General features: G+C 58.6%; 17 protein-coding genes. 11 read left to right on the forward strand and 6 right to left on the reverse strand.

Annotation, left to right across the window (positions count from 1 at the left end):
• Positions 1-56 precede the first annotated feature (56 nt).
• The 4 genes from LB536_RS13125 to LB536_RS13140 all read left to right on the forward strand — a co-directional run bounded on the left by LB536_RS13125 (position 57) and on the right by LB536_RS13140 (position 5,461).
• Entirely contained in the window at positions 57-1,490 is a 1,434-nt protein-coding gene (locus LB536_RS13125; RefSeq protein ID WP_140813494.1) for a DUF4214 domain-containing protein, read from the forward strand.
• A 2-nt stretch (positions 1,491-1,492) separates the two neighbouring features.
• A complete protein-coding gene (locus LB536_RS13130; protein WP_224592948.1) occupies positions 1,493-2,872 on the forward strand; it encodes a DUF4038 domain-containing protein in 1,380 nt (459 codons plus the stop codon).
• A gap of 208 nt (positions 2,873-3,080) precedes the next feature.
• Positions 3,081-4,142, forward strand: coding sequence for an NAD-dependent epimerase/dehydratase family protein (locus tag LB536_RS13135; protein ID WP_224592888.1), 1,062 nt, complete (start codon positions 3,081-3,083; stop codon positions 4,140-4,142).
• 5 nt (positions 4,143-4,147) lie between these two features.
• Positions 4,148-5,461, forward strand: a complete 1,314-nt coding sequence (locus LB536_RS13140) for a DUF4910 domain-containing protein (protein WP_140813497.1) — start codon at positions 4,148-4,150, stop codon at positions 5,459-5,461.
• On the opposite strand, the gene rfbC is transcribed toward LB536_RS13140, so the two are convergent.
• Positions 5,456-6,004 carry a dTDP-4-dehydrorhamnose 3,5-epimerase gene (rfbC, locus tag LB536_RS13145; RefSeq protein WP_140813498.1) on the reverse strand — a complete coding sequence of 183 codons (549 nt, stop codon included), beginning with the start codon at positions 6,002-6,004 and terminating at the stop codon, positions 5,456-5,458. The two genes, LB536_RS13140 and rfbC, sit on opposite strands and share 6 nt — an antisense overlap.
• Positions 6,005-6,324: 320 nt before the next feature.
• Here rfbC and LB536_RS13150 point away from each other — a divergent pair, with 320 nt between their 5' ends.
• Genes LB536_RS13150 through LB536_RS13160 form a run of 3 tightly spaced genes read left to right on the forward strand, consistent with a single transcriptional unit; the run spans position 6,325 to position 9,082 of the window.
• Positions 6,325-7,620, forward strand: coding sequence for a class I SAM-dependent methyltransferase (locus LB536_RS13150; protein WP_224592891.1), 1,296 nt, complete (start codon positions 6,325-6,327; stop codon positions 7,618-7,620).
• Positions 7,617-8,432 carry a sugar phosphate nucleotidyltransferase gene (locus LB536_RS13155; RefSeq protein ID WP_140764566.1) on the forward strand — a complete coding sequence of 272 codons (816 nt, stop codon included), beginning with the start codon at positions 7,617-7,619 and terminating at the stop codon, positions 8,430-8,432. Before LB536_RS13150 ends, LB536_RS13155 begins: the two co-directional genes overlap by 4 nt.
• On the forward strand, positions 8,429-9,082 hold the full coding sequence (locus LB536_RS13160; RefSeq protein WP_140764563.1) for a PIG-L deacetylase family protein: 654 nt from the start codon (positions 8,429-8,431) through the stop codon (positions 9,080-9,082). The genes LB536_RS13155 and LB536_RS13160 overlap by 4 nt, the downstream gene beginning before the upstream one ends.
• 158 nt (positions 9,083-9,240) lie before the next feature.
• On the opposite strand, the gene LB536_RS13165 is transcribed toward LB536_RS13160, so the two are convergent.
• The 4 genes from LB536_RS13165 to LB536_RS13180 all read right to left on the reverse strand — a co-directional run bounded on the left by LB536_RS13165 (position 9,241) and on the right by LB536_RS13180 (position 13,310).
• Positions 9,241-9,711: a response regulator gene (locus LB536_RS13165; protein WP_224592894.1), complete on the reverse strand. Its 471-nt coding sequence runs from the start codon at positions 9,709-9,711 to the stop codon at positions 9,241-9,243.
• Positions 9,708-11,135, reverse strand: a complete 1,428-nt coding sequence (locus tag LB536_RS13170) for a glutamate-1-semialdehyde 2,1-aminomutase (protein WP_224592900.1) — start codon at positions 11,133-11,135, stop codon at positions 9,708-9,710. Before LB536_RS13170 ends, LB536_RS13165 begins: the two co-directional genes overlap by 4 nt.
• 496 nt (positions 11,136-11,631) lie before the next feature.
• Positions 11,632-12,309, reverse strand: a complete 678-nt coding sequence (locus LB536_RS13175; RefSeq protein WP_140765875.1) for a response regulator transcription factor — start codon at positions 12,307-12,309, stop codon at positions 11,632-11,634.
• Positions 12,310-13,085: 776 nt separating this feature from the next.
• The gene (locus LB536_RS13180; protein ID WP_224592903.1) at positions 13,086-13,310 is read right to left on the reverse strand and encodes a hypothetical protein; all 225 of its coding nucleotides are present in this window, start codon (positions 13,308-13,310) and stop codon (positions 13,086-13,088) included.
• A gap of 485 nt (positions 13,311-13,795) precedes the next feature.
• Here LB536_RS13180 and LB536_RS13185 point away from each other — a divergent pair, with 485 nt between their 5' ends.
• Positions 13,796-15,316, forward strand: coding sequence for a hypothetical protein (locus LB536_RS13185; protein WP_224592906.1), 1,521 nt, complete (start codon positions 13,796-13,798; stop codon positions 15,314-15,316).
• A gap of 416 nt (positions 15,317-15,732) precedes the next feature.
• Here LB536_RS13185 and LB536_RS13190 read toward each other — a convergent pair whose 3' ends face one another.
• Positions 15,733-15,966: a DUF6894 family protein gene (locus LB536_RS13190; RefSeq protein WP_140765871.1), complete on the reverse strand. Its 234-nt coding sequence runs from the start codon at positions 15,964-15,966 to the stop codon at positions 15,733-15,735.
• A 404-nt stretch (positions 15,967-16,370) separates the two neighbouring features.
• Between LB536_RS13190 and LB536_RS13195 the strand changes: the two genes are divergently transcribed.
• The 3 genes from LB536_RS13195 (at position 16,371) to LB536_RS13205 (ending at position 19,630) form a co-directional block, all read left to right on the forward strand.
• Entirely contained in the window at positions 16,371-17,879 is a 1,509-nt protein-coding gene (locus LB536_RS13195) for a phosphomannomutase/phosphoglucomutase (RefSeq protein WP_224592908.1), read from the forward strand.
• Positions 17,880-18,775: 896 nt separating this feature from the next.
• Entirely contained in the window at positions 18,776-19,096 is a 321-nt protein-coding gene (locus tag LB536_RS13200) for a DUF982 domain-containing protein (protein WP_224592911.1), read from the forward strand.
• 165 nt (positions 19,097-19,261) lie between these two features.
• On the forward strand, positions 19,262-19,630 hold the full coding sequence (locus tag LB536_RS13205; RefSeq protein WP_224592914.1) for a hypothetical protein: 369 nt from the start codon (positions 19,262-19,264) through the stop codon (positions 19,628-19,630).
• Positions 19,631-20,112: the final 482 nt, after the last annotated feature.

Consider the following 20,112-nt stretch of genomic DNA (forward strand, 5'->3'; position numbering starts at 1 on the left):
GCTTCCGGCGGCCGCACTGCTGACTATCCATGTGCCCGACCGGGAGAACTGTCGCCATGTCCTTTCGTTTCGCAGTCGCTGCGGTTTGCCTGCTGGCGTTTGTCTCGTCTGCCTCCGCCAATTTCCTTTGGGGCATTAACGGCCATCCAATAGTTGCTTATCCGGGTATCCCGATCGAAAGGCAGCTCGACTTCATCAAGGATCTCGGCCTGAAGTCATACAGGGTCGATGTTACGGGCGAGGGCGACATGGATATGCTCGCCAATCTTGTCTCCGCCGGAAAGGTGAGAGGCATCGAGATCCTGCCTGTCCTCACGCCTGCCGGCATCGATATGGACAAGGATAGCCCGGAAGAACTTTACCGCAGGACCCGGAAACTTGCGATTGCACTTGGCTCAAGGTTCAAGGACGACATCCGTGTCTGGGAACTCGGCAACGAGATGGAGAACTACGCAATCATAAAGCCTTGTGAGAAGCGCGATGATGGCGCGCAATATCCATGTGGTTGGGGGCCTGCAGGTGGAACGGGAACGCTCGATTATTACGGCCCGCGCTGGGTGAAAGTGAGTGCTGTCCTCAAGGGCTTGTCCGAAGGGATGATTGCTGTCGATCCAACCATCAGAAAGGCGATCGGCACCGCCGGATGGGGCCACGTCGGCGCGTTCGCGCGGATGAAGCAGGACGGGATCGTTTGGGATATCTCAGTCTGGCATATGTACGGCGACGATCCGGAATGGGCTTTCCGGGAGATGTCGGGCTACGGCAAGCCGATATGGGTCACCGAATTCAACAATCCTTACGGAAGCCAGCGCGGCGAGAAGCAGCAGGCCGACGGCATCAAGCAGACAATGACGAGACTCCAAGACTTCACCAAGAAGTACAGGGTCGAGGCCGCGCACATCTACGAACTCTTTGATGAGGCCTACTGGGCCCCCAGCTTCGAAGCTAATATGGGATTGGTGAGGCTCGTCCCGGCCCCCGACGGTAAATGGAGGGTCGGCGAGCCTAAGCCTGCCTATAAGACGGTGCGTGACTTCACCCGCGGCCCGCAGCCGGCGCCCAGGCCGTACCGGGAATGCGATCCAGAGACCTTGGCTGCAAACAAGTCCCTCTATGTGAGGCAGGCAAGTTTCGTCTATTGCCTCATTCTAGGTCACGATGGCGACACGGCCAGCGTGGAGCGTTGGTCGGCAGCTCTTGGAAGCGGAAATAGCAAGCTTGCTGATATGATCGTGGAAATGATGGACACGGACGATTTCGAAAGCAGATATGCCACGATCGGCCTGACGGACCGCGTTTATATCGGTTTTCTCTACCTGCTGCTTCTTGACCGCCCCGCAGACAACTACGGCCTTGAAACCTATACGCGACAGCTGCGCGCGGGCACCATGACTCGCAAGGACGCAGCCTTCGGCATTGTCACCTCATCGGAGTTTAACTCCAGGCACGCCGCCACCCATGACGTCTCCGCGGCGCCGACACCTGGGTGAGCATGAAGGACGAGCCGGAGCGGGTGAGCACAATGCGATTGATGTCTGTTCTCATGACCTGCGTTTTTTTGGTGGCTATGGAGACCGGAAGCTTAGCCTGCGAACGCGACAAGGGGACGCGTTTCCCCTTGCGGATCGAATCTGGAAAGAGCTTTCCGGTCGACAAGGACGGGCATCCATTCTTGATGCATGGTGACTCGGCCTGGTCCCTCATTGCAGATCTGAAGGATGACGAGGCAGACCTCTATCTTGAGGACCGCAAGGCTCGTGGTTTCAATACGGTGCTGGTCAACCTCCTAGAGCACCGGTTTTCCCGAAACGCGCCCGCAAACGCATATGGCGAGAGGCCATTCGCTGGCAACGACGATTTCGCCGTTCCGAATGAGGCGTATTTTGCCCATGCGGACCGCGTCCTGCAGAAGGCTTGCGACCTCGGTTTCCTGGTGCTGCTTGCCCCGGCGTATCTTGGCTATGGCGGTGGTATTGACGGTTGGTATCAGCAAATGGCGGCTGCAGGGCCACGAAGGCTTGCTTCGTACGGCCATTTCGTCGGACATCGCTACCGGCATTTCGACAACATCATTTGGATCAACGGTGGTGACGACAATCCTGCGGACAAGGATCTAGTCAGGGCTATCGCCAAAGGCATCGTTGACGAGGATCCGGGCTCTCTTAGCACCATCCATGGCGCTCCCGAAACGGCACCGCTTGACTCATGGACTCACGAACCCTGGCTGAACGTGAACAACATCTACACGTACGGACCTGTCTACACGGCCGCGATCAGGGAGTACGACAGGGGTATGCCTTTCTTCCTGATTGAGAGCGCCTATGAGTTCGAAAGTGGTACCGACGAGTACCGGGTCCGCATTCAGGCTTACCAGGCGATCCTCTCGGGCGCATTCGGACACCTCTACGGCAACAACCCGATATGGCATTTCGGGGGGCCCGGTCTCCATCGGCAAACGATGGGGTGGAAAGACGCCCTCGGCAGTCCTGGCGCAAAAAGCATGGAAATGCTTATCGCCTTCGTCTCTTCGATAAAGTGGTGGCTGCTCGAACCCGACGCCAGGAACAGGTTCCTGGTCGGCGGCATGAACCAGGGCATGGAAAGGGCGGTCGCCGCGACCGCCCGGGACGGATCCTATGCTGTCGTCTACATGCCCGGCAATGACCGCATCATAGTGGACCTGGCGCGGCTTTCGGCGGCTTTTGTCCGCGCTCGCTGGCGCGATCCCACGAGCGGGGAAGTTACCGATGTTGAAGGTTCCCCATTCAAGGCGGAGCGCACGGTTTTCAAGCTGCCAGGGCTAAATAGCCGCGGATACCCGGACTGGATTCTGGAGCTCTTAGCTCAAGGCCCTGTAGCGCAAAGTCAATGAACGCGCAATTGCCTGCAGCCACGTAACGCAAGCCCAAGACGTGCGCCGATTCCACTGAAAGGATTAGACGAACACCACTGCAAAAGAGGTAAGCGCCGGCAACGCTTCCTCGAACGGGGCATCCTGGGTGTCCATTGGCGTTCTCCCCCATTCCTTCAAGTCCAAGTAGCCTCCTGGAGATCGATATCGGCTTGAGAAGAGGTGCGCGATGAAAGTCATGGTAACCGGCCATCAAGGCTATATCGGATCGGTGATGGTGCCGATGTTGCTTCGTGCTGGGCATTCGGTGACGGGCTATGACAGCGATCTTTACCGGCGCTGCACCTTTGCCGCTGGTGGAGAGCGGGCTTCAATTCCATCCATCCAAAAGGACGTCAGGGACGTGCATGCGCGCGACCTCGAAGGGTTCGATGCGGTCATCCACCTTGCGGCGCTTTCCAATGACCCACTGTCCGACCTTGATCCGGACATCACCTATGAAATCAACCATCAGGGCAGCGTCCGCTTTGCCAAGGCAGCCAAGGACGCCGGCGTGTCACGCTTCCTTTTCGCCTCATCGTGCAGCAATTACGGACAGGCGGGGGACGGGATGGTCGATGAAACGGGCGAACTGAATCCGGTCACGCCCTATGGCTGGTCGAAGGTCCTTTCAGAACGGGATATTTCCGAACTGGCCAGCAGCAGCTTTTCTCCCACTTATTTCCGCCCCGCCACGGCCTACGGCCTCTCGCCGCGGCTCCGCTTCGATATCGTGCTAAACAATCTGGTCGCGTGGGCGGTCACCAAAGGCGTCATCCTCCTGAAGTCCGATGGAACGCCGTGGCGGCCGATCGTCCATATCGAGGACATTTCCAGGGCGTTCATTGCCGGGCTAGAGGCGCCCCGCGGGGCCATTCACAACGAAGCCTTCAATGTCGGACGGACGGACCACAATTACAGGATCCGGGACATCGCCGAGATCGTCGCCGAGATCGTGCCCGATTGCCGGCTTGAATTGGCGCCCGACGCCGGACCCGACAAACGCTCCTATCGCGTCAACTTCGACAAGATCACGCTTGCCCTTCCTGCTTTCAGGCCGCAATGGGATGCGCGCAAGGGTGCCGAGCAACTCTACCAGGCGTACCGGAAGTCGAATGTCACGCTTGAGGAGTTCGAGGGGCCGCGCTTCCAGCGTATCGGCCATATCAGGCATCTATTGACCAACGGACTTCTGGACGAGCGGATGCGGGTCGCTGGAGCCTCCAAGACATTGGAGGCGGCGCTCGGATAGGCTGGATGGAACACGTGAACCCCGACGGGATCGGTCCGCCGCCGGCAACCGGAGTCGGTCACGAAATTTATGCCCTGGCCGAACGTCTGTTTCCTATCTGCAGGAGCATCACCGGAAGCGGCGTGCGAGAAACGCTGGATGTATTGTCGGGGCACATCGATTTGGAACGGCACGAAGTGCCCACCGGGACGCAGGTGTTCGACTGGACGGTTCCAAAGGAGTGGAACATACGCTCGGCAATCATCAAAGGCCCGGACGGACAGACGGTCGTCGATTTTGCGGACTCCAACCTGCATGTTGTCAACTACAGCTTGCCCTTCAAGGGGATCCTGACACTCGACGAATTGAAGCCGCATATTCATACCCTGCCCGAACAGCCGCAGGTGATCCCCTACCGCACCTGCTATTACACCCCGACCTGGGGCTTCTGCGCAGCCCACGACCGTGTGGCCAACATGCCCGACGGCCTCTACGGTGTGGAGATCGACGCCGAACTCGAGGACGGCAGTCTCACATACGGCGAATACCTGCACCGCGGGCAGACAGAGCGGGAATTCCTCCTTTCGGCGCACATTTGCCATCCCTCACTTGCCAACGACAACTGTTCGGGCTTGGCCCTGCTGGCAATGCTGGCGAGAAGCCTCAAGGCAAGGAAGACACGATACAGCTACCGCTTCCTGTTCGCCCCGGGCACGATCGGCGCGCTCGCGTGGTTGTCGCGCAACGAGGACCGTACATGTCTCATCGACCACGGCCTCGTGCTGTCATGCGTTGGTGACGCAGGAAGCCCGGCATACAAGCGCAGTCGCCGCGGCGACGCCTTCATTGACCGAGCCATGTCCCACGTGCTGGGGCGTCGACGCGGGGCAAAGCTGATGGATTTCTCCCCATACGGTTATGACGAGAGGCAATATTGTTCGCCGGGCTTCAATCTTCCGGTCGGCATGTTCCAGCGAAGCGTCCACGGCACATTTCCCGAATACCACACGTCGGCCGACAATCTCGACTTCATCAGGCCAGAGCATCTCGAGGATTCCTACCGCATCTTGATGGAGGTGATCGACATTGTCGAAGAGGACTGGAGGCCGTTGAACCGCTTGCCCAAGGGGGAGCCGCAGCTCGGCAAGCGCGGCCTTTATGCAGCGGTGGGAGGGCAGAAGTCGTCGGGCGCGACGTCGATGTCCCTGCTTTGGGTGCTGAACCTCGCCGACGGGCAGCATTCGCTCCTCTCCATGGCAGAGCGCTCGAACCTGCCCTTCAAGGAACTGGCCGCCGCTGCGAAACTGCTGTGGGAACATGATCTCCTGGCAGCCTTATGAGGCCGTTGCGGTTCGCCGTCTGACAAGGGGCCAGGCTTTGTCCCTTTCCGACATGGCCGTCGGCATCAGGGGCCAGCCGATCGAAAAGGTAGGGTCATTGTAGTGGACGCCGGTCGACGCGTTGGGCGTATAGAACTGTGATATGAGATACGAGACCTCGGTGCCGTCGGTAAGGGTCTGGAGGCCGTGGGCGAACCCGGCAGGGATATAGAGCTGCTTCATGTTTTCGGAAGTCAGCTCGAAACCAAGCCACTTGTAGCGTGTCGGCGAATTCGGTCGCAGGTCCACGACGACGTCAAAAATCGCGCCGCGGACACAGGAGACCAGCTTGACCTCTGCGTAAGGCTCCTCCTGGTAGTGCAGCCCCCTGAGAGTTCCCTTTTTGATCGAATGAGCCCGGCTGTGCTGGACAAAGCGCGTCGCCAGACCACAATCGGCCATCTCCTTCTCACAGAAAAGGCGGGTGAAAGAACCACGGTCGTCAACCATGGGAGTAGGCTCGATCAGCCAGACCCCTTGAAGCTCCGTTTCGGTAAACTGCATGCGTTGAATCCCCCGGCGCCGCGCGAGACTGCCGGCGTCAATTGTCAGCGTCGCCAGCCCACGCTGTAAGGGCTACCTAAGCCTTAGGTGGCCTCTCCGATAGCGGTAAGTGCCGACGACAGCTGACTACCCGTTCGGCGAGCCTGGCGTCGGCATCGCCGCCGCCGGCTCGCTATAAGGATTAATGCACCCGACGGATTGGCAAATCGAACCGGAGAGGGCTGGATCCTAACCTGCCGTCATCTGCCTACGGAGGCGCGGCAGGCATGGGTTCTGCGTAGCGCACTGCGTCTCCGTTAGGCAGCGAACAGGAGCGGGGAATGAACATTCAGGCTATCGAAACGGTTCGCGGTCACAGTGCGGCAAGCCGGAATGTCGGTTGCAGGCTCTGCGGGTCGCGCCTGCGCCACACATTGGTCGATCTAGGCATGTCTCCACCGTGCGAAAGCTTCCTGCAGGCCGAGCAGCTTGACCAAATGGAAGCCTACTATCCGCTCAACGTGCTTGTCTGCGACACTTGCTACCTGGTGCAGCTCAAGGAGTATCTGAGCCCCGAGACCATTTTCAGCGAATATGCCTATTTCTCTTCGTTCTCCACCAGCTGGGTGGCCCATTCGAAAGTGTATTGCGAGGCGATCACCAGACGGCTTGGGCTTGGCTGTGACAGTCTTGCGGTGGAGCTCGCAAGCAACGATGGTTACCTGCTGCAGCACTTTTTGCCACTGGGCGTTCCTGTACTGGGCGTCGAACCGGCAGCCAATGTTGCGCGCGCCGCGATCGAGAAAGGCGTGGCCACCCGGGTCGACTTCTTCGGGGTTCGGCTGGCAAATCAAATGGTGGGCGAAGGACATTGCGCCGACCTAATCATCGGCAACAACGTGCTGGCACAGGTGCCGGACCTCAATGACTTCGTCGCTGGGATGAAAATCCTACTCAAACCTCAGGGCGTGGTCACGCTCGAATTTCCACACATCGAGCGGCTGATGGCGGAGAACCAGTTCGACACGATTTATCATGAGCATTTCTCATATTTCTCGCTGCTGACGGTCGAGCTGATGGCGGCGCGCCACGGATTGCGGCTGATCGACGTCGAGGAGTTGCCCACCCATGGCGGCTCGCTGCGCGTCTATCTCGCCCATGAGGGCAGTCGCTGGGGCAAGGATGACAGAGTGGACAGACTTCTCGAGCGAGAAAAGCGCCACGGGCTAACGGAGATGGTCACCTATGCCTCCTTCGGTCACAGGGCGCAGCGTGCCAAGCGCGACCTCTTGGCGTTCCTTATCTCGGCCAAAAACGAAGGGAGGAAGATTTGTGGCTACGGCGCTCCAGGCAAGGGCAACACGCTGCTCAATTACTGCGCTATCGGCACCGACTTCCTTGACTTCACGGTCGACCGCAATCCTTACAAGCATGGTCGCTTCACCCCGGGGATGCATATCCCGATCAAATCCGTCGATGCCATCGACGAAGTCCGGCCAGATTACATCCTGATCCTCCCGTGGAACCTGAAGGACGAGATCATCGAACAGATGCGCCATGTCGCCGCCTGGGGTGCAAGGTTTGTGGTCCCAATTCCGTTTGTGGCGGTGATCGATCCATCGGAGTTAGGCAGATGAAAGTCGTCCTTTTCTGCGGCGGTCGCGGGACCCGGATCCGCGACTATTCCGACAGTATACCCAAGCCGATGATCCCGCTTGGCCACCAGCCGATCCTGCGCCACGTTATGCAGTGGTACAGCGACTATGGACATGACGAATTCGTCTTGTGCCTGGGCTACAAAGCCAATGTCATCAAGGATTTCTTCCTCAACACACGGCCGCAGACCTTTTCCGATTGCGTGGTCACGCAGGGAGGTCAAGACGTGAAACTGCTGGGAGATCAAGTCAAGGACTGGAGCATTACCCTGCTTGATACGGGGGTCTGGCGTAACATCGGCGAACGCCTCTGGGCGGCAAGGGACCAAGTCAAGAACGAGAAGATGTTCCTGGCCAACTACTCCGATGGTCTGACCAACGTCGATCTCGACGACGTGGTCGCGAAGTTCGAAGCCAGCGGTAAGATCGGCTGTTTTCTCGCGGTGCGCGCACCGCTGACATACCATTTGGCCGATATCGCGGAAGACGGTCGCGTGCGTGAGTTCCGTACAACCGATACCTCGGAGATCTGGATCAACGGCGGCTACTTCTTGTTCCGCCCGCAAATCTTCGACTATATGCGCGATGGCGAGGAGCTCGTTCTGGAGCCTTTCAGGCGACTGATCGACGACAACATGCTCATGGCGTACAAGCACGATGGCTTCTGGCGATCGATGGATACGCTGCGCGATTGGCAATCGCTCGAAGACATGGTCGAACGGGGCGATATGCCCTGGAATAGAAAAGTTACCGCCGAAAAAACCAGGCGCGGTTTGGTAATGGCTGGTTCATGAGAGGACTTGGTCTCGCACGTCGCGGGGAGGAACTCTCGATCCTCTGCCTCGGCGCCCATTCCGACGACATCGAGATCGGCGCCGGGGGCACTATCCTCGGTCTGATCGCGTCCGGGGTGAAACTGGACGTCCACTGGTGTGTGCTGAGCGCCGGCGGCCAGCGGTCGGTCGAGGCCAGCGCTTCGGCCGAAGCGTTCCTGAAAGGATCGAAGTCGTCCGTCATCGACATCGCGGATTTCGAAGACAGCTATTTCCCGGCCCATAGCCGGGCGATAAAGCAATGGTTGATAGATCTAAGATCCCGCGTCCATGCCGACCTGGTGCTGACACACGCGAGGTTCGATGCCCATCAAGATCATCGGGAGGTCAATCAACTGACCTGGAATGTCTTTCGCGATCATCTCGTGATCGAATACGAGATTCCCAAATGGGATGGCGATCTTGGCCAGCCAAATGCGTACGTGCCGCTCTCTGCCGCAGTGCTGGATCGCAAGATCGACCTCCTGCAAGAGCACTTCGGCACGCAGCGCTCCAAGGACTGGTTCGACCGTGACACATTCGCGGGGCTCGCGAGACTGCGCGGGATGGAGTGCAGGGCCCCCGAACATTTCGCCGAGGCGTTTACACTCAGAAAAGCCAGACTTCTTTAGCGGATTTTCCGCCACGATTTGCTTGTGGATTTGTCTGAACCAAGGGGCACATGGTTCCTCGAGAAGGGCTTCGGACCGCGCTGTGCCTTCAGGAAACATCCCGACCTTGTTGGCGATCTTCGGGACGAAAAAGAGAATAAAAAGCGGTGGTGCATGGGTTAGGTTAAAATCAGGGCGTCGGCCGGTGCGATGTGCTCACCTAGTGATAGCTGATCAAGAAGGTTGGACAGCTCCGTTACGAGACGCGCCATTTCGAACGGCTTTGAAATCATGATGCTGTTTGGAACGCCGTGTTTACCCCAATTCCTGGCGCTTTCGCCACTGACATAGATGACCGGCATCGCAGGAACGGCGTGGCGCAAATGCCTGGCGATTTCCCATCCCAGCTTTCCACTGCCTAGACGAACGTCGGTAACCAGTGGGCGGATCCTTGGTGGGTCTGCATCGAACATCTCAATAGCAAGCTCCGCATTTTTCGCACTGACGATCACGAAACCCGCATCCTCCAAGCCGGATACAATATCCATGCGGACCAGCACGTGATCTTCCACGACCAGAATTGCGCCGTCACCTAGGCCTAATTCTTTTGGGGTAGCACGCTCTGCCAGATCTGGGCTGACCAGCGTCATGAAGTCGACAAGAGCCGGTGGCTTTCTGAATTGCCGTTTGGTCTCACTGCTCGCTGCCCGAGGGTTCTGGGGACCGCCGGTATCTGGGCCTGCGCATCGCCATTGTTGAAGCGACGGAAGACGACCTGCGAGGGGCGGCCGACCAAAAATTGGCTTGCTCCCGAATCCAGGGCCTGTGCGTACACGGCCAGGGCACCATCGACGGCTTCGATGGTTTTCATGACGGCCGCGTCGTCGTGCGTGTAGCTGACGACGAGAGATGGCATGAGGACACCACGCTTGATCGTCTCCTGCAGGAACAGGGAACGGTATGTCTGCGAGGGCTTGCCGTCCTGGTCAAGCGTGGCGTAGGCGAGACAACTGGGACGGCCGACAACTTTGAAGTGCCGATCCACTCCATGGCGTCTGGAAACCTCTGTGATAGCTTCCTTCAATTTCGTTCCCTGACGGTGCAGGTGTTCGATGACGGATTGGTCCCGATAAACCCGCACGGTCGCGATGGCCGCGGCAAGCGCGTGGGTTTCCGCGCCATGCGTGGTCGACAGCAGAAACACGCGGGGGCGATCCGTATGCTCGAGCCCGCCGAGCCGCATATATTCGCGTTTGCCTGCCAGGGCGGAGACCGAAAATCCATTGCCAAGAGCCTTGCCGAATGTCGACAAGTCCGGTTCGATGCCATAGAGCCTTTGTGCTCCCGCTGCATGCCACCTGAACCCGGTGATCATTTCGTCGAGTATGAACAGCGCGCCGTTTTCGCGGCAAAGACGCTGGACATTATGCAGGAAGCCGTCCGCCGGATCGTCGCCTCGGGAAGGTTCCAAGATCAGGGCGGCCACCTTGCCCGGGTGCTTGTCGAACAAATCCTTCACGCTAGCGATGTCGTTGAACCGGAAAGTGAGGGTCAGGTTTCGAACCGCTTCTGGAATTCCTGCATTCATCGGTGTGGTCCCGATGAACCAATCGTCTGTGGAAAAGAAGGGATGGTCGGCGCAGCATGCGACGAGATCACGACCCGTATACGCGCGGGCAAGGCGGACAGCCCCTGAAGTCGCGTCGGATCCGTCCTTGCAGAATTTTACCATCTGGGCGCCGACGAGTTCAAGGAACGTTTCGGCGCAGTCAACTTCGATCCTTGCGGGGCGCGTGAAGTTGGCTCCGCCGGCGAGCGCCGCCTCCACCGCCCTGAGCACAGTTGGGTAGGCATGCCCCAGCCCGACGGAACGGTTGCCCATGCCGTATTCGATGTATTGGTTCCCATCGACATCCCAGACGTAGCACCCCAGACCACGTTCGATAAAGCCCGGCGCTAGAACGGGATACTGATCCGCGCCCTTCGCGTAGGTGTGGCTGCCGCCCGGGATCAGCTCACGGGCACGTTCTTGAAGGCGTCCCGATTTGCGAAAACAGAGGCTTTGCTCAGGCATGCGGACTGCTCCAGTTCGATGGAAAGTCTAGATGTCTGGCACTGGATTTTCGCGTTCTCCATAAGGTCACCCCTTTAGCACTTATGGTGGATGGAATATAGTGGATGGAAGACGCGGTCCTGCGGTCTGGTGCAGCAAACGCGCCAACTGCCTGTGCTAGCGAATGCGCTCGCGCAACGTTTCCTCATGCCGGGATCAGCTAATCCAACGCAGCTTGGTTGAAGTAGGGTCAATGCTAGGAACCTGGCAGAACAGTTCGCGTGTCCGAAACGCTCATGAGCATGGCGCCGCGGCTGCCGCGAACTACGATCACTGACCCGCGGACATCCCGGAAGTTCCAGTCGATGCTGCCAAATAGCCGTCCCCTACGTGATCACGCATTCACGGGAACGAACCTTATGGGTAAACAGCTAGGAGCGGCCGATTCCTCAGGATGTAGCCGCTCAGGATCAAGCCCGCCCGGGTCGCTACCGTGGCGGGCTTTTCGTGATTGCGATCACCTTTCGGCCGGAGCTCCTTCCGCGAAGAGATCATTGACCTTGTATGCGACTTCCGTGCGGTTGGTAGCCTTGAGCTTCTTCATGATGTTGCGGATGTGCACCTTCACCGTGCTTTCGCGCAGGTTCAGTTCAAAGGCGATGATCTTGTTGGCCTTGCCGCGTCGGAGCGCCTGCGCGACCTCAGCCTGCCTGAGCGTGAACATGCCGGTCAAGGGCGCGTCACGGCTGCCTGAATCTATAAGGTGCCGCATAGACAGAACGCTACTTGCCGGAACGAAGATGCCTCCGGCTGCCGCAAGATTGATTGCCTCGACACAGACGTCGATCCCCACAGAGGTTGGAATGTAGCCACGTGCGCCACATTCGAGAGCCGTCAGTATCTGTGCAAGGTCTTCTGTGTCCGCCAAAATCACCACGGGCACCGACTTGAATTCGGACGAAATTCGCCTGATCTGGTCCGCGATACCCTGGTCGGTGACTTTCCGGCCACCCAGGTTGAAGAGAATGGCTGCAAGCGTCATCCCCTCTTTCACGCGCCATTCTGCAATCGATCCCATGGCCTCGACGGCCATGCCGAGTTCGTGATCTTCCAAAGCCGATGCGAGACATTCGCGGTCGAGCGCCCTTCCGTCCAGGATGAGCAGACATTCCCTGCCTGCTGGTTGATGGACCATTCCCGTTCTGCCGGACGGGATTTCTGCCTGATCTGCCGAAGTGTTATGCAGTCCTAATATGGAACCCATACTTTTGCCCACCCTTTTCCACGCAATCCGCCTTGCGGCCAAATAGCTCCTCAACCTTCAGTTCCTTCAGAATTGAAAATTTAGTGCCCACCGTTTTGGGAGGTTCAGCTGGAATTGCCCAGCCTTGCACCCACTGCTGTTCCCTATTCCCAACCCCAACTAGAACAACCTGAGCTTATGGGCTATTTATCAGCCGGCGCTAACATAGATTAACATTTCGTTAAATTTTCGAATCTGCGAAAAACACTGATGGCGAACCCCGCCGCGGGCGCTAGGGTTTGGGTAAACATGTGCGCTGGCCAGTCGATCGTCCCTGTGGAGCGTCTGAATACCGCACGACGTATGCAACGCTCTGAACGTGAACTCATCCGGCGATGGCTGCCTCGGCGGTCCTCATCCAATAGGCGTAGCCGAGGGCCGCTTCCCTCTCCCGGCAAGTCAAAAGCCGCGTATCTCCAAAACCTCGGTTGACTGCACAGGCGCCGGCACTGTCATCTAAGCGCCTGCTTCGCGCAACGATCAACGAAAGGAAAGGACCGGGTAGGGAAGCTCCCTGGCGCTCCTTGGACGATGCGGCAAATGCCAGCTCGATTAATTGGGAATGGCAAGGCAAATCCGCCAGCATCCCGTGCGGACATGTGGCTCCGAAGCAGCACACGGCCCCGCCGCACTTACCCATACAGAGTTCCGCGATGTTAAGCTCGGGCTCAGGCAATCCCCTGGGGATCGCTCTCGGTCAGCCAATATGAGTCCAGAACGGGTCCGCCATTCTGGATCTCGGCTTCGAAGGCGTCGATCAGCCTTTTGGCGGCCTTGCTGGCGATATGGCTCTCAGGGTAGTTGGCCTTCACGGCCCGTGCACACTCGTAAACTTCCTTGAGTTGCCTAACCTGCTTGAGCCCTAACGCGCGATATACTCCCTGGTTGGTCATATCGCCTCTCCTCCTGTTGTGGAACTCTCCGCTCCCCGGCCTTCTATGCGTCTGCATTGACACAGGTTTTCTGCCTGAAAGCAAAAACTGCGTGCGACTGTAGTAAGATCGTCGGCTTCCCGGGTCGAGGCGTTCTTTAGGGGGCCTGCCGGAACCAAGGCTTAGCCATTCGCGGGAGGGTACGACCCGCTTCCCGCTCCTTCGCCGATCTGTTCTGTTCTCCCATCGTGATCAGGTGCATGTTTAGTGCGACTTTGAAGGGGCCATTCGACCATTCAGCCCTCAGCGCTTTTGGGCGCACCATCACCTTGATTATCAAGACCTCGCAAGGGACGTGGGGACGAGCATTCGCGCGACCTACCTTCGCCGGTGGAAGGCTACCCCCTTTGACTCACTTGCCCGGGGCATTCAGCTGTCGAAAGATCAGCGATCGGACAGCTCGTTGTATCCGCGTCACCGGGCCAACTAAGCGGGAACTCGTCGGCATGCAGGTGTCTCTGCCGGGACTGCTAATATGCGCGGCTATTTTGGTCACGTCCTACTATTCAAGGGGAATGCTGATCATCGGCTTGATCGCTTCCCAGGCTTTCGGCGCGACGGCCGTCATGACACTGACCTTTCTGGGCGGGTCATCTCCGTTGATCTATACCATGTTCGCGGCCTTGCTCGTCACGGCCGTCGCCGCAAGACGCCGTATATGGCTTGATCTTGGAATCGTGTTCGGAAGCATCCGGCCGGTCTGGATCCTGACAAGCCTAATGCTGTACGCAATCATCGGATCATGGTTGTTTCCGAGGTTCTTTGCCGGACAGACCGCCGTATTCGTGCAGTCCAAGACCCGCGGCATAGTCATAGAAGATTCTTTGGCGCCGGTTTCCGGCAACATTTCTCAGACCGCGTATTTCATTCTTGGTGGACTCACCGCTATAGCGCTTTGCGCGCTGCTGCTGCACTCAGACCGGATCGAGCAGGTCCGGCGCGGCTTCTTCTTGTGGTGCGGCCTCCACGCGGGGATGGGAGTCTTCGATTTCATCAGCAAGAACGTGGGCGCGGGAGACCTGCTGGCCCCGATTAGAACCGCCAACTACGCGATCATATCGAACGCGACGGAGGCAGGATTCGTGCGGATTACCGGACCTTTTTCGGAGGCCTCGTCATTCGCCAGCGTTTCCCTCGCCTGTCTGGCATTCTGCTACAGCTACTGGAGAAAGACGAAATCACCGCTGGCCAAATGGCTATCTGCCATCTTGCTCTTCCTGACCATTCTGTCGACTTCGTCGACAGCTTACGTAGGGCTGACACTGCTATGCATCCCGGTTGCTTTGTCGATGCTGGCCTCGGTCCTGAGGGGAAAAGTCGAGAGCGAAGAGATACTGATAATGGCTCTCATGGTGGTGGGCGGGGCCGCCATATTGGGCATAAGTCTTTACAAGGCCGAGGCGTTTGACCCGTTCGTCAGGCTGATCAACAGCACCATCATCAACAAAGCAGACTCCGGGTCGGGCCATGAACGCACGTATTGGAATGTGAAGAGCCTGCAGTCGTTTCTCGATACCAGCGGACTGGGCGTGGGGTTCGGCAGCTCAAGAGCATCAAGTTGGCCGATTGCTGTCCTGTCCCAGTTGGGCTTGTTCGGGTCGCTTATGATGGGTGTCCTCCTGTGTGTCCTGGCTAGGGGGGCGGTTCGGGAATGGGTGGATCCAGAAACAGATGCCGTCGTGGCGAGCGTCAGGAATGCGGCCCTTGCAAGCATAATTGCCATGTCGGTGTCGGGCGGCAGCGCTGATCCAGGCATCCTCTTTTTCATCGCACTTGCAGTCGTTTGCGCCACGAGAGCCAGCGCTCGGCGCACCATGGCCGCATTGGAACGATCTGCCCCGGCGTCCGGCCATGGCGGGGCCAACGTCGTGTACTCCGGTTCCGCCGCATTGGCTTCGCGACGGCAAAGGTTGCTAGCGATGAGTCAGGGCCCGGTCATGTTCAAAATGGACGGCGATGTCGAGTGACCGGCGATCCCCGGGCGCGAACGCCCTTGGCTGGGGCGCCGGTCGGCCCGGCAACGAGCAGGAGGGCTGCCGCCAGACCTTTCGGAGCGTGCAAGCTGTGCCGAAGAATTGAAGCAAGGTCGTGCCCGCAAACAACACGCACCATCCTGCTTACCGTTAGGGCCTTCTGTTGCCAAAAAGGATGCTTGGCCGCAGGGCGGCAAAGCTGCCAGGGAAGCGACCAATACGGGCATGTCCGTGAGTGGAAGGCCGAGCTATTAGCTAGGGCGGGAAACGGGCAGCGTCAGCGTCAACCGCGACATCGAAGTGATGAGCGCCCGACGCCACAAGCTTGTCTAAGCTCACCTGCGCATCGCACGGCTATATCGTTCCAGGGCAACCCGTTCGTGCGAAGTTGACCCGGGTTTTGGGAATTTTCAGAAGACTTTTATATTGCAATCAATATTTGCTTCCATGACGGGGCGACGGCTTTCGTCGGACACAATTACCGAAAGTTTGCTTTGCAACTCGCCCTGAACTTCGTCCTGCGCCATAGCGACTAGCATTCTGACTGCGTCTACCCGGGCCTCAAGCGCACCAACGTAGTGGGTGCCCTCCGTGTCGGGAAAATGGGATTTGCCGTCCCGGACATCGAAAAAAAACAGTGGCATTTTGCCTCCGCGCTTAACAACAAACCGATCGTCAGAGCAGAGGGTTTTGCATCTTGCTCAAGGCTGCTTAGGGCATTCTCCCGCAACATTCTAGCAACCGCAGATGGTCAACCGGAGACGGTTGTGGAGAACTCAAATCGCATCGATCACAAAATATTAAAGCATGATTGGCCGGCAGAAAACACCACGTAGCGCGACAGCTGTCGCGATCCCAAAAGCAGTGTCGGCCTGCCGCTGAGGGCGCCAAACTGTACAGCAGGCCATCGAAAACCCCCGACACACTTGCTCGATGGCTGACGCGACAGGCTCAACCAAACTGATAGATAGGCCCGAGGAATGGTTCCGGTAAGCTACCGCCTCGACAACCGCATTATGTCGTTTGCATCCGTTCGGAGTTTCCTGTCGTGCCTCTGAATTTCATTGCCGAAGCCCGGCCCAACACGTTCGCGTTTGAATCCTCTGCGCTGATCAAGGCATGCGGCTTTCGAGAATATGATGCGCGCTGGTGGTTTGGACAGGTCGCGCCCGAACTTAACCTGATCGGCGTTCAGGCGCTGGGTATGGGGCTGGGCACGATGATCCGCCGTCTCGGCGTTGGACCCGACATCGTCACCGGACATGATTTCCGTTCCTATTCGCTTGGCATCAAGCTGGCATTGGTTTCCGGACTGATGGCGGCCGGCGCACGGGTGAAGGACATCGGCCTGGCGCTGTCGCCGATGGCCTATTTCGCGCAGTTCGCACTGGAGACGCAGTCGGTGGCGATGGTCACTGCCTCGCACAACGAAAATGGCTGGACCGGCGTCAAGATGGGTGCGGCGCGGCCGCTGACCTTCGGGCCCGAGGAGATGAGCGCGCTGAAGGCGATCGTGCTGGCCGGCGATTTCGACCTTACAGGCGGCGGCTCTTATGATTTCGTTTCCAATTTTCGCGCCACCTATCTCGACGACCTGACCAGGGGCAAGCGCTTAACACGAAAGCTCAAAGTGGTTGCCGCTTGCGGCAATGGCACTGCCGGCGCCTTTGCCCCGGAAGCCTTGCAGCGCATAGGCTGCGAGGTGATCCCGCTCGATGTCGAACTCGACCACACCTTCCCGCGCTACAATCCCAATCCGGAGGACATGCAGATGCTGCATGCCATCAGGGACAAGGTGCTGGAGACAGGGGCCGATGTCGGGCTGGGTTTCGATGGCGACGGCGACCGCTGCGGCGTCGTCGACAATGAAGGCAACGAGATCTTTGCCGACAAGGTCGGCGTCATGCTCGCGCGGGATATTTCGCGGCTCCATCCGGGTTCGACCTTTGTCGTCGACGTCAAGTCGACCGGACTGTTCAACACCGACGCGGTGCTGCGCGCCAATGGCGCGGCTACCGACTACTGGAAGACCGGCCATTCCTACATCAAGCGCCGCGTTGCCGAACTCGGCGCGGTCGCCGGCTTCGAAAAGTCAGGTCATTTCTTCTTCAACCCTCCGATCGGGCGCGGTTATGACGACGGGTTGGTCACGGCAATCGCCATCTGCCAGATGCTGGACCGCAACCCGGCCAGTTCGATGGCCGATCTCTACCGTGCGCTGCCGCTGACCTTCGGCACGCCCACCATGTCTCCGCACTGCGCGGACGAGGTGAAGTACGGCGTCGTCGAACGGGTGGTTTCCGATTTTCAGGCGATGCAGCGGGACGGTGGCAGTTTCGCCGGCCAGAAGATCGCGGACCTCGTCACCGTCAATGGCGTGCGCGTCGTTGCCGAGGACGGCACCTGGGGTCTGGTGCGCGCCTCGTCGAACAAGCCGGAACTGGTCGTGGTCGTCGAAAGCCCGGTCTCGTCCGAGCGTCGCCGGCAGATGTTCGATGCCGTCGACGCCGTGCTGCGCCGCAGTCCGGAAGTCGGCGCTTATAACCAGACTTTTTGAGCGGCTCAAGCCGCGAGAATAGCGGCTTGGTGCAACTGATTCATTGCAAAGTGGGACGACGGGCTCTTGCATCCTCACGCTCCAAGGCAGGCTCTGCCCGGGTTCGCAGCGTCAAAGGTGTGCCGTTATGGGTCACCCGCATATGGTCCCTTAATTGCATCTCCCATCCGGCGTCAGAGGTGAACCTTTGGCGAGCGCTGGGATAACCATCATGATAGGAAACACACTGCGGCTCGGCTGCAACAGGTGCAAACTTGCTCTTGTCGGCGATGAGACACGACCATCGAATCTTTTGAGATGCCCTGGTTGTGGGGCTGCAGACACGTGCGAGAATGTGATGCTGGAGATCGACGAAAGGCGAGCCGAAGCACTTTCGCGCGCTCTTTGCCGTCCTGAACTGCGGGATGGAAGAACGGGTCGGACAAAAGTCTACCGTTTCGCGCTTTTGCTTGGGCGGCTCGTGCGTGCGGAAGCCAAAGATCGGCAGTAGCATCGCGCTGGCGATCGACCCTTGCGTAGCCGACGCCAAGATCAGGCCCTTCTGGTGACCTGGTCGGGGGCCGTAACGGGAACCTGTACTCCTCGACTGTCTACAAGGTCCTTCCCCAGCCGAACGATTTCCGGACAGTATGCAACCTGCAAGGTACATATTTGAAAAGCCGCTCTGGCGTGCTGTACCGAGCAATGAATGTACCGGCCCCAACCGCGATCTATTGCAGCTGCCTGCAAGTACGCGCGGCTCCTGAATTCGCCGGAAGATCTTAGTCCGTAAGACCTACTTGAATACTTGCCAGACCATGATGCATCCTTGAGGCCACAGATGGTCCTTGGCCGCCCGCCTCAGGTGCTCAGCTGGTGGCAGTCGGACTACCGGTCGCGGTTAACGGAGCTCAGCAATGACGCCCAAGCGATTCACTCGCCCTATTAAAGTGATTGTGGAACTTGGCTTTGCGCATGAGGTGTCATCTGTCATGGACGCCTATCAGCTTCTTGACGAATGGGTCGGGGTCCGCAGCCCAACGCATGCGGCCACACTTGCGCTTTTTCGGTCTGCGCTTGCAGATGACAAGGACGCTGAAACGGCTCGCCTTGCCTTTGAGGCATTTGCTCGATCGCGGGGAATTCTGGGCCAGGACGCAATCGAGTCCTTTGGTGGTGCTGCAGAAGATTGGATGACAGCCTATGACAGGCGGTCCGATGCCGTGGTTGACGGCTAAAGCAATTCCAGGAAAAGTGCGAAGCGGTTTTCCGTCCGGAATTGCGTGAAAACAAAGAGTTAAAGCAGTTGGGCGAGTCCACTGAGCCGCTCTAGGCTATGACCAGAGCGCCTCCACAGCGCCGGCAATCTCATCTGCGTCTGGCCCCAAGCGCACGCGAAAGACATGTGTCAATCGGTCGATCCGCTGTTCAAAAGCGTGCCGGAGGCCTGCGAGAAAGATAAACGGTTCTACGCCTATCTCGCCCTCATCGACGCGATCCGCATCGGTAATCAGCGTGAATGGGAGACAGCCCACAAGCTGACCGAGCGGCTCTGCCGCAGGCAGCAGCGCCTGGTCGAGAGCGTCGGCTTTCCTTGTGCGACCGTCCGCCTGCCAGAGGGTGAGGACGTGACGATCCACTCGATCGAAGCGCTCAATGAAGTGCTTGGCAAGGGGCCGGATATGGCGGCTCTACGCAAGAAGGCCGAAGCTGATTTCGCATTAGGCACGCTGGGATGCGGCCGCCGAGGAGGCCGGTTATCCGCTCGCTAGTTGCGAGGATCGAGATCATACCGACGGAGGACAGGGGGCAGATTGAGCTCAAGGTCCACGGTGCGCTGGCGGAGCTCCTCAACCTGGCAAACCGCAAACCAGGAGAGGCGCCTAACGCTGTATTGATGGTAGCGGGAGACCGCTACATCGCCAGACCCACTATTGAGGGGGCGTATTTTTCCTATCGCCGCCATGCCGCGTGATTGTCGGCAGCAGCGTCGAGTTCGCCTGGGTTTGCTGAAAGTTTTCGAACTTTTGGGTCGTTCTCAGTCCGAACTGCGTGCGCTTGCTTTAGGTAATTTTGACAACCCATCGCGGCTTGGAATTGTCGGCATCGGCCAAGAAGGTCCACGTGCAAATTCCTGACGTGGAATTAACGGTCATATGAGGGTCTGTCCGATTGGCGGTCGTGTCCCATCAAGTGGTGTAGCTGGCGGTTACGAAGCCGCTCGCGAGCGCGCCGTTAGTAGCGCTGTAGCGAG

The organism is Mesorhizobium sp. ES1-3 (assembly GCF_020164795.1).
Classification (GTDB): Bacteria; Pseudomonadota; Alphaproteobacteria; order Rhizobiales; family Rhizobiaceae; genus Mesorhizobium.

What these genes read in the sequence shown, in the direction of transcription:
- LB536_RS13125 (WP_140813494.1), top strand. Translation starts at nt 57, where the DNA reads ATGTCCTTTCGTTTCGCAGTCGCTGCGGTTTGCCTGCTGGCGTTTGTC.
- LB536_RS13130 (WP_224592948.1), top strand. Translation starts at nt 1,493, where the DNA reads ATGAAGGACGAGCCGGAGCGGGTGAGCACAATGCGATTGATGTCTGTT.
- LB536_RS13135 (WP_224592888.1), top strand. Translation starts at nt 3,081, where the DNA reads ATGAAAGTCATGGTAACCGGCCATCAAGGCTATATCGGATCGGTGATG.
- LB536_RS13140 (WP_140813497.1), top strand. Translation starts at nt 4,148, where the DNA reads ATGGAACACGTGAACCCCGACGGGATCGGTCCGCCGCCGGCAACCGGA.
- rfbC (WP_140813498.1), bottom strand. Translation starts at nt 6,004, where the DNA reads ATGCAGTTTACCGAAACGGAGCTTCAAGGGGTCTGGCTGATCGAGCCT.
- LB536_RS13150 (WP_224592891.1), top strand. Translation starts at nt 6,325, where the DNA reads ATGAACATTCAGGCTATCGAAACGGTTCGCGGTCACAGTGCGGCAAGC.
- LB536_RS13155 (WP_140764566.1), top strand. Translation starts at nt 7,617, where the DNA reads ATGAAAGTCGTCCTTTTCTGCGGCGGTCGCGGGACCCGGATCCGCGAC.
- LB536_RS13160 (WP_140764563.1), top strand. Translation starts at nt 8,429, where the DNA reads ATGAGAGGACTTGGTCTCGCACGTCGCGGGGAGGAACTCTCGATCCTC.
- LB536_RS13165 (WP_224592894.1), bottom strand. Translation starts at nt 9,711, where the DNA reads ATGACGCTGGTCAGCCCAGATCTGGCAGAGCGTGCTACCCCAAAAGAA.
- LB536_RS13170 (WP_224592900.1), bottom strand. Translation starts at nt 11,135, where the DNA reads ATGCCTGAGCAAAGCCTCTGTTTTCGCAAATCGGGACGCCTTCAAGAA.
- LB536_RS13175 (WP_140765875.1), bottom strand. Translation starts at nt 12,309, where the DNA reads ATGGTCCATCAACCAGCAGGCAGGGAATGTCTGCTCATCCTGGACGGA.
- LB536_RS13180 (WP_224592903.1), bottom strand. Translation starts at nt 13,310, where the DNA reads ATGACCAACCAGGGAGTATATCGCGCGTTAGGGCTCAAGCAGGTTAGG.
- LB536_RS13185 (WP_224592906.1), top strand. Translation starts at nt 13,796, where the DNA reads ATGCAGGTGTCTCTGCCGGGACTGCTAATATGCGCGGCTATTTTGGTC.
- LB536_RS13190 (WP_140765871.1), bottom strand. Translation starts at nt 15,966, where the DNA reads ATGCCACTGTTTTTTTTCGATGTCCGGGACGGCAAATCCCATTTTCCC.
- LB536_RS13200 (WP_224592911.1), top strand. Translation starts at nt 18,776, where the DNA reads ATGACGCCCAAGCGATTCACTCGCCCTATTAAAGTGATTGTGGAACTT.
- LB536_RS13205 (WP_224592914.1), top strand. Translation starts at nt 19,262, where the DNA reads ATGTGTCAATCGGTCGATCCGCTGTTCAAAAGCGTGCCGGAGGCCTGC.